Annotated in this window: 3 protein-coding genes and 1 pseudogene; all 4 read right to left on the minus strand. The window is 70.5% G+C overall.

What is annotated here, in order from left to right:
- Positions 1-588 (minus strand): DUF742 domain-containing protein (locus IF45_RS31790; RefSeq protein WP_033241055.1); only part of this gene is annotated, 588 nt, incomplete at its 3' end.
- 91 nt (positions 589-679) lie between these two features.
- Positions 680-1,093: a roadblock/LC7 domain-containing protein gene (locus IF45_RS0130935; RefSeq protein ID WP_003951070.1), complete on the minus strand. Its 414-nt coding sequence runs from the start codon at positions 1,091-1,093 to the stop codon at positions 680-682.
- 10 nt (positions 1,094-1,103) lie between these two features.
- A complete protein-coding gene (locus IF45_RS0130940) occupies positions 1,104-4,118 on the minus strand; it encodes a nitrate- and nitrite sensing domain-containing protein (RefSeq protein WP_015507041.1) in 3,015 nt (1,004 codons plus the stop codon).
- A 528-nt stretch (positions 4,119-4,646) separates the two neighbouring features.
- Positions 4,647-4,758 (minus strand): annotated as a pseudogene (locus IF45_RS0130945) (ATP-binding protein); the annotation flags it as partial.

A 4,758-nucleotide genomic window follows, 5' to 3' on the forward strand; every position in this document is an offset into this window, starting at 1 on the left:
CCTTTCGAGCAGTGTCACGTCTGGCTGGCCCCCGGCGTTCTCGTCGCCGCCGGGCTGATGGATGGCGACAAGCCCGGCCTCCGCCAAGTCGGCGACAAGGATCCGGGCCACACCAAGAGGTATGGAGAGGAGTGCCGAGATCTCGGCGACCGACTTGATCTCGTGGCACAGGTGGCAGATCCGCTGGTGCTCGGGCAACTGCCCCTGCATCCGTGCGGCGTCCGCCGTGGTGTGCACCAGCGCCTCGATGGCGAGCTGGTAGCGCGGCCGGGTACGGCCGCCGGTCATGGCGTAGGGACGGACCAGCGGATTGCTGGCGCCCTGGCCGGAAGTAGCCGGATTCCGCTGCTGCGGAGGCTGCACCGGTTCGATCCTCGGCGCCGGCGGCTGCTGGTAGGGCTGCTGCTCGTACGGCTGCTGGTCGTAGGGACCCGGGTACTGGCCCGGCTCCTGGTACGGCTGACCGCCGCCTGGCCCGGAGGGGAAGTCGTACGGATTCGCGGGCGCGTCCTCGCCCTGCCCCTGAGGCCGGCCCTGGCCGTAGCCATGGGCCCAGTAGGGCTGCGAGCCGTCGGGGGATGTTGCCACGTCTCCTCCTCCTGCTGTTCCGGGCGCCGTCGTAGGGAGCCGCGTGGCGAAACTTTACGGCCACGCGGCGTTAAAACGTACTGCCTGTCTGTCAGTTGAGAAGGCTGCCCTGGAGCTCCGCCCGCAGATCAGGGGTGAGTACCGTACCCGCGCGGTCCACGAGAAGGGCCATCTCGTACCCAATGAGACCGATGTCCGCCTCCGGGTGGGCGAGTACGGCGAGGGACGAGCCGTCGGAAATGGACATGATGAAGAGGAATCCCCGCTCCATCTCCACAACTGTCTGATTCACGTCGCCGCCCTCGAAGATCCGGGAGGCCCCGGCGGTGAGGGAGGTCAGACCGGACGCGACGGCGGCGAGCTGGTCGGCGCGGTCGCGGGGGAAGCCTTCGGACATCGCCAGAAGGAGTCCGTCGGCGGAGACCACCACCGTGTGCGACACCCCGGGGGTGTTGTCCACGAAATTGGTGATCAACCAGTTCAGGTTCTGTGCCGCCTGGCTCATCGGGCTCACACTAACGCTCCTGGTCGTAGGTGCTGTCAGGCCCGCGGTGCTGATCCGGCGAAGCCTGGCCGTTCGTATCACTTCCTGCGGTGCGGCCCCGCTGGACGCCCCGGCGCAGGTTGCTGAGCCTGCCCCGTACCTCCTCGGGGTCGCGGGAGACCTGGGGGCCGCCCTGCGGGGTCTGCTCGGCCGTGCCGTCGACCAGGTTGGCCTTCGGCACCCGGCGCGGAAGTCCGGAGGAAGTGGTCCCCCCGGCCTGCGGCCGCTTGAGCTTGCCCGCCTCGTTCCAGCGGTCGTCGTTGGACGAACGCCGGTCGTCGTTGTCGCCGCCGTCCAGGGAAAGGTTCCGCTCTCCGGACGGGGACTGCGGCGGTATTCGGCCACCGGTCTCACCCTGCGGCCGCCCGGCCCCGGCGGTGCCACGACGCGGGAGTCCCGCATCGGTGACCTCGCCGACGGTGCTCGGCGCCGGTCCGGGCCGCTCGAAGCCTACGCCGCCGAGGTGGCCCCCGTCAGTTCCCTGGAACCCTTCCGGTTCCTGGCCGAACTGGGGTGCGTAGCCGGCCTGGTAACCGTTCTGGCCGGGCCAGTCGTCCTGGGCGCCACCGTTCCCGGCGTCGAAGCCGGATTCCGCATAGCCCTCGTTGGCCGCGTAGCCGGTGTACTGGCCCGGGCGGCCGTCCTGCGTGCCCTCGGCCGCCGGGTAGCCCTGGCCCTGCCAGTCACCCTGGTAGCCGCCCTGGCCGCCAGGCCCCGCCTGCGGACCGCCGTACCCCTGGTTGCCGAAGCCGCCGTCGTAACCCTGGCCGGGAACAGACTGGCGCTCGTCGAATCCGTACTCCTGCGCGCCGCCCTGGCCGGGCGCCTCGTCGCGGAAGAGCGGACGGCCGTCGGGGGACTGGTCCTGGTGGGACTCCAGCGCGGCCCGGCGCTCCTCACGCAGGAGCGAGCGGCCGACCGGGTCCAGCTCCTGGAACTCCCCGGCCTGCTCCGCGCGGTAGCGGTTGTCGTCGAAGCCCAGCTCGGCCGCGGTGCGCAGCGGCGCCACCTCGTGGGCCTGCTGCTCCGGGATGATCGAGGAGACCGTGAACTCGGAGTCCGGGCCGTCCGCGCCACCGCCACCGTGGGTGATCGCGTCGGGGAGCATCACCAGCGAGGTCGTACCGGCCTGCTCGCCCGAGGGGCGCAGCTGGACCCGGATGCCGTGCCGGTCCGCGAGACGGCCGACCACGAAGAGGCCCATCCGCTGCGAGACGGCCACGTCGACCGTGGGCGGGTTGGCCAGCTTGTGGTTGATGTCGGCGAAGTCCTCGGCGGTCAGGCCGATGCCCTTGTCGTGGATCTCCACCATGATCCGGCCGTCGGGCAGCCGCGTCGCGGTGACCCTGACCTTGGTCTGCGGCGAGGAGAACGTCGTCGCGTTCTCCAGCAGCTCGGCGAGGAGGTGGACGAGGTCGGTCACGGCGCGGCCGTGGATCTCCGCCTCCGGCACCCCCGACATCTCGATGCGCTCGTACTGCTCCACCTCGGAGGAGGCGGCGCGCAACACGTCGACCAGCGGGACCGGCTGGTCCCAGCGGCGGCCCGGCTCCTCGCCGGCGAGGACCAGGAGGTTCTCGCCGTTGCGGCGCATACGGGTCGCGAGGTGGTCCAGCTTGAAGAGGTTCTCCAGCTGGTCCGGGTCGGCCTCGTTGTTCTCCAGGCCGGTGATCAGCGTCAGCTGGCCCTCGATGAGGGACTGGTTGCGGCGCGAGAGGTTGGTGAAGATCGCGTTGACGTTGCCCCGCAGCAGCGCCTGCTCGGCGGCGAGCCGGACGGCCTCGCGGTGCACCTGGTCGAAGGCGCGGGCGATCTCGCCGATCTCGTCCGTGGAGGTGATCGGGATCGGCTCCACCCGGGTGTCGACCTGGCCCGGGTCGGTCCGCGACAGCTGGTCGACGAGGGAGGGCAGCCGCTGCTCGGCCACGCTGAAGGCGGCGCTGCGCAGCTGGCGCATCGAGCGGCCCATCTGCCGGGCCATCATCGCGGCGATCACGAACGCCACCAGCAGGGCCAGGACCACCGCGACACCGGTGATGATCGCGTCGCGCTTGGCGTCGGAGGCGATCTGGGCCGCCTCCTGCACCGCGTTCTCGGCAAGGTCGGACTCGAGGGTGCGGTACAGGTCGAAGCGGGCGGTGGTCTGTGCCCACCACGCCTCGGGGGTCAGGCCCTGGGCGGCCAGGGTCTGCGGGGTGCTCGACGGGCTGACCATCAGGCCGATGGCCTGCTGGCCCGACGGCGGCGCGACGTAGCGCTCACCGGCGGCGCGTGCCTCGGAAGCGGCCTCGCGGGCCTGCTTCTCGGCCTTCGCCTCCAGCTCCTTCTGGCCCGCGACGAGCTTCTTCTCGTCCTCCTCCATACCGCTGGAGGTGTACTCCTCGATCGCGATGCCTTCGAGGTAGGCGTAACTGCTCAGCGCGATCCGCTGCTTGCCGAGGCTCGCCGCGTCCGGACCGGGGTTGACCAGCAGGTGCATACCGAGGGAGCGCTGGAGCGACAGGGCCGCCTTGGTCAGCGAGATCGCGTAGGAGGTGCGCCCGTAGGTGGTGATGTTGCCGGTGCCCAGGCCGAGCTCGTTGGCGAACTCCATCAGCGGGTGCTGGACGGCGACGTAGCCCTCTTCGGTCTCGACACCCTTGAGCTTCTTGGTGTACGCCGCCTCGCGCAGCGGCTCCAGGTTCGGCTCGACGTCGCGGAAGGCGTCCAGCCGGCGCTTGAGACCCGGCTTGTCCGGCATCGAGCCGACGGCGGCGTCGAACTCCTCGCCCGCCGCGTCGGTGGCGGCGCGGGCCTTGACGACCTCGCTGTCGTTGCGCTTGCCCTTGAGGAAGGGCTCGGCGGAGATGTCGCGCTCCTCGATGAGGCGGTTGCCGTAGTTCAGCGCCGCCTCGACGACCCGCGCGGTCTTCTCCGCGTCCTGGGCCTCACGCCAGGTGTCGATGGAACCCGACACCTGGAAGCCGCCGACCACCAGGCCGACCACGACCGGCAGCAGGAGAATGGCGTTGAGCCTCGCGGGTACGCGCCAGTTGCGCGGGGAGAAACGATGGCCGCTCCCGGTGGGAGCGGCGGACTCACCCGCGTCCTGAGCGGGAGACGCCGCAGCACGCTGCGGCGGGGTGAAGTTACCCCGCGACGGCGGTGCGGGGCTCGTCGTGCTTCGCCTCACTCGACCAACAACCTCTCGGCGGCGGCACCCGGGCGGGGCCGCAGACGTCTCCAGGCCCGTGTGCTACTGGGCAGTTCGACGCATTCCAGCACGTCAGGCGGTGCTCCTCCAAACAGCCGGAGGAGCCGGTGCGAGCTTTGAGAGGCCTCGGACAAGCCGGGCATAAACGATGAGCGGCGGCAAAAGGCCGGAGGGACGTGCGCGCAGCGGCACGGATCGACCGCGACCCGTGGCGGCGTGGATGCAATTGCCTGTCGAAACGTTATGAACACAGCGGCGGACCGTGTCCAAGGACACAGCCCGCCGCTGCGGGGTCTTCACACAACTTCCTTCAGGCTGACTCTACTTGAGACGGGCCATCAGGGCGTGTTCCACGAGGGTGATGAGTGCGCTCTTGGCGTCGGCGCGGTGGCGTGCGTCGGTGGTGATGATGGGGGCGTCGGGGCCGATCTGG

It is taken from the genome of Streptomyces albidoflavus (genome assembly GCF_000719955.1).
Taxonomy (GTDB): Bacteria; Actinomycetota; Actinomycetes; order Streptomycetales; family Streptomycetaceae; genus Streptomyces; species Streptomyces albidoflavus.

Bases quoted from the DNA above. Each gene is read 5' to 3' on its own strand.
- IF45_RS0130935 (WP_003951070.1), bottom strand. From the start codon at position 1,093: ATGAGCCAGGCGGCACAGAACCTGAACTGGTTGATCACCAATTTCGTG.